This is a genomic window from Galbibacter sp. PAP.153 (assembly GCF_037029175.1).
In the GTDB taxonomy this organism is placed as follows: Bacteria; Bacteroidota; Bacteroidia; order Flavobacteriales; family Flavobacteriaceae; genus Galbibacter; species Galbibacter pacificus.
This window is the reverse complement of record NZ_JAZEUN010000046.1, coordinates 1-4,623: the sequence shown is the minus strand read 5'-3', so window position 1 is coordinate 4,623 and position 4,623 is coordinate 1. Positions and strand designations below refer to the sequence as shown.

Sequence of the window (4,623 nt, the reverse complement as noted above, 5' to 3'; positions counted from 1 at the left end):
GGGGCATTAACTGACGTGGCCGGTATCGACCCTCTTAGCTCATTAAACCTGTCAAACATTGAGACTATAGAAATCTTAAAGGATGCCGATGCCACGGCTATTTATGGATCCCGGGGTGCTAATGGAGTAGTGCTGATAACTACCAAGAAGGGGCATGGAAATGATGGAAAACTTCGATTTGAGACTAAACTATATTCGGGAATCTCAATTGTTCCTAACAGAATGAAACTATTAAATACCCCGCAATATATAGCTATGCGAAAAAAGGCATTCGAAAATGACGGGGTTGAACCTACCCAACGAAATGCCCCTGACTTATTGTGGGAGGACCAACAGCGTTATACAGATTGGCAAGATGTATTTTTTGGAGGAGCATCGGAGGTGACCGATACGAATTTGGCAATATCCAGTGGGAACGAGACCACCTCTTTTTTGTTGGGCGGATCTTATCATAAAGAGGGTACGGTTTTTCCTGGAGATTTTGGATATAACAAGTTTACAGCAAATTTAAGCTTAAATCATAGTTCCATAAATCAAAAGTTTCATATCAATTTATCTATAAATTATGGTATAGACAATAACACGTTATTTAACAGTGTTAATTTAATAAATTATGCCTTAACATTACCCCCAAACGGCCCTGCCATATATAATGGGGATGGTAGTCTGAATTGGACAGATTGGATATGGGGAAATCCTTTTTCCGAGTTATATAAACCCCAGGAAATTAAAACCAACAGTCTTCTATCTAATATGGGGGCCTCCTATGAGTTCATGAAGGGATTGAAGTTAAAAGCAAGTTTAGGATATTCCAGCCTCAATAACGAAGAGGTCATTAAAACACCTAAATTGGCTTACAATCCCATATATTGGGATGTGGTGAATTCATCTTCTACCCACTCACTTGTCAAAAGGCTATCATGGATCATTGAGCCTCAGATCCAATATGAACGAAATTTTGGAAAATTTAATTTAAGGACATTAGCAGGTTTTACCTTTCAAAATAGTCAAAACGATCTTTTACTTTCGGTGGGGACCGGTTATAGTGATGAGAATTTGATGGGAAACCTGGCCGCTGCTGATCAGGTCCAGGTGCAAGCAAATGAAAATATTGAATATAATTATAATGCCATTTTTGGCCGGTTGGGGGCAAATTGGGATAAAAAATATTTTATCAACCTAACTGGCAGAAGGGATGGTTCTTCCCGGTTTGGGCCTGATAAACGTTTTGCCAATTTCGGTGCCGTTGGCAGCGCCTGGATATTCTCCGAAGAAGGGCTTATTAAAAGACTCCTTCCTTTTTTAAGCTTTGGGAAGTTAAGGGGAAGTTATGGAACCACCGGAAGTGACCAGATACCCGATTATGGTTATCTGGATACTTACCAGCCCACTCCTGGCCCTAGAGGGTTGTACCCCACGCAACTTACCAATCCCGATTACTCATGGGAAGTTAATAAGAAATTAGAAACGGCACTTGAATTGGGGTTCGTTAGGGATCGCATAAATTTAGGCATTAGCTGGTATAAAAATAGGTCATCAAATCAACTGGTCGGGTATCCTCTTCCTGCGATAACAGGTTTTACTTCCGTTCAAGCCAACCTTCCCGCAACCGTTCAGAATACGGGATGGGAGATAGAGCTATCCACAATTAATTTCAATGTTAAAGACTTTAGCTGGCAGACCTTTTTAAACCTTACTTTTCCTGAAACGGAATTAGTAGCATTTAAAAGTCTCGATCAAACTTCATACAGGAATAAATATAAGGTAGGACAGCCGTTAAACATCGCCCTGCTCTATCAATATGACGGTATTGACCCTAAAACCGGGCTATATAAGGTAAGGGACCTCAATGAAGACGGCAAATATAATTTTGATGATCGTGCCATTATAAAAAACCTTGACAGGAAATATTATGGGGGAATTAGTAATAACATTGTTTATAAAGGGCTTTCATTACAATTCCTGTTCGAGTTCATAAAGCAAGATAATTACACTCATTTAGCTGCACTAACTGCTCCGGGAACTTATGGAAATAAATCGACCGATGTACTTAATGCCTGGACGGGAAGTGAAAATGTCACTGGTATTCAAAAATTATCGCAATTGACCACAGCAAACCGGGCTTACTCCAATGCTATAAAAAGTAACCTTGCCATTGGTGATGCCTCTTTTTTAAGATTAAAAACGTTGTCTTTGTCCTACCAACTTCCGCCTAGTATTTTAAATAGGTATAAAATTCAGAAATGCACCCTATTTGTACATACTCAAAACCTATTTACAATTACAGATTATAACGGTTTGGATCCCCAAGGGGGACAAGTCTTGCCCCCATTACAAACGGTTACTTGTGGAATCCAATTAAACCTTTAAACACTAACGACATGAAATTTAAATTATTCGATATTTATCTGTATCAGACACTTTTTGTCCTGATTTGTAGTTTACTTTCTTCCTGTGAAGATTTTGTTGATGTAGAAATCCCGGATCATAAAATTGTGAGTGAGACTGTTTTTAATGATAACACTACGGCAAACAGTGCCGTAGTGGGCATATATAATGAATTGTTTCGGTCTTATTTTTCAGGAGGCGGAAGAAATTCGACCCAAGTGCTGGCAGGGCTATCTGCAGATAACCTTCGGACCATCATATTGGACGATGACTTGATTGAATACGAACAAAATAAAATTTCTATTCAAAATTCTTCCAACCTCAATCTCTGGTCCAGCGCATACAACATTGTTTACATGTGCAATGCCGTATTGGACGGTTTGCAAAAATCTGAGGGGGTCTCGGCAGAAATGGAAGTTCAACTAACGGGAGAAGTACGGTTTGTACGTGCCTTCGTGTATTTCTACCTCGTTAATTTATATGGCGAAGTTCCATTGATACTAACCCCGGATTACCGGAAAAATGCCTTGGCATCGAGAAATACTATAGATGAAATATACAGCCTCATGATAGACGACTTGGAGAATGCTGTAGCTGTTTTGGGGAATACCTATAAAGACGGTGAACGTACACGAGCCAATAAGTTTACTGCTATGGCTTTACTGGCAAGGGTGCATTTATACAAAGGGAATTGGGATCGTGCCGAAACTTTGAGCAACCAAGTTATTTTGGAATCTCAAACCTACGAACTTTTGGATGATATGGGTCGGGTTTTTTTGGCCAATAGCAAAGAAGCCATTTGGCAGATATCCCCAATAGGCTCTGGATCCTCGTTGGCACATACTAAAGAAGGCAACCTGTTTATTATATTAGAAAACCCTAATTACGCTACACCAGTTTCGTTATCAAACAATTTTGTGGAATCCTTCTCTAAGGAAGACGCTCGACTCACTAGTTGGATACATACCTTTTCTACAGAAAGCAATACATTTTACCATCCTTTTAAATACAAGGTAAAATATGCTTCTTCTGGAGAGATTACAGAATACTCCATGGTGTTAAGACTTGCCGAACAATATCTTATACGATGTGAAGCGCGTACACATCAGGGTAAATTGCTTGGAGCTATAGCTGATCTGGACAGGATCAGGGAACGGGCTAATCTAAGCTTAATTTCAAATATAGCTCCCGGAATCGATCAAAAGGCCTTGTTAGACTCTATAAGTACCGAGCGAAGAAGGGAACTGTTTACCGAGTGGGGGCATCGATGGTTGGATTTAAAACGTACCGGAAGGATATCAACCGTGTTAAGCCCCATAAAAACATCCTGGCAGGACCTGGATGCATTATATCCCATACCGGAGGGCGAAATAAGTAAAAACCCGAACCTGACACAAAATAATGGATATTAAATTCAGCTGAATATTATGAAGGATCAGATCATAAAAGATATTTTTTTCAAATTACTTATTAATGTTTTCATTTGGAGCTCTCTTCCGATGTATTCATTGACCTATCGGGATACCATACCCTTAGATCCCGGTATACGATACGGGAGATTACCCAATGGGCTTACTTATTATATCAAATCCATTAATACTGCATCTAAAGAAATAGACATGAGGCTTATTGTTAAGGCCGGGTTTAACCAGGAAGACCCGGATCAATATGAGTTTGCACATTTTATGGAACATATAGCGTTAAAAGCAGGCAAGCACATATCGACTAGAATGCTGTATGGATCGGAATTGTTCAATCAATTAGGTATTAAGCCAAATGCCATTAATGCACTGACATCAGGGGAATATACAGAGTTTAGGTTTATTCTTCCAAATCATAACCATAAAGCTCAAACAGTATCTTTTCGCTTATTTCGGGATATTATTTGGGATTTAGAATTTAAACCGATCTATATAGATAGCGAACGTTCTCCGTTTTTGGATGAATCCGAATTTAGGGGAGGGAAGACTTCCGTAACCAGCATGAACCATATTTTGGATTCGAGATTAATGGGATGCGGGGGAAAGTTCCCCAAAGATTATGCTCATCATATTAACACCTTTGAACATAAGCGTTTGATACGGTTTTATAACGATTGGTACCGTCCAGATTTAATGGCATTGGTCATTATGGGGAACATAAAAGATATCAATGGTTTGGAAAATGAGATAAAGAAAAAATTTTCTGCTTCTAAAACTATAAAAAAACCGAGACCACGTTTGGACTGTAATGAAA

The 4,623-nt window shown here is 39.2% G+C and carries 3 protein-coding genes; all 3 read left to right on the top strand.

The features are described 5' to 3' along the window. Positions 1-2,370: SusC/RagA family TonB-linked outer membrane protein (locus tag UXI14_RS17910; protein ID WP_335967339.1), on the top strand; the 2,370-nt coding region annotated here is incomplete at its 5' end. A gap of 11 nt (positions 2,371-2,381) precedes the next feature. Then, complete coding sequence (locus UXI14_RS17905) at positions 2,382-3,800, top strand: RagB/SusD family nutrient uptake outer membrane protein (RefSeq protein WP_335967338.1); 1,419 nt, start codon at positions 2,382-2,384, stop codon at positions 3,798-3,800. Positions 3,801-3,815: 15 nt separating this feature from the next. Next, positions 3,816-4,623, top strand: an 808-nt coding sequence (locus UXI14_RS17900) for an insulinase family protein (RefSeq protein ID WP_335967337.1), incomplete at its 3' end; no start/stop codon positions are given.

Excerpts from the sequence above, each read along its gene's own strand:
- UXI14_RS17905 (WP_335967338.1), top strand. The coding sequence starts at position 2,382 with ATGAAATTTAAATTATTCGATATTTATCTGTATCAGACACTTTTTGTC.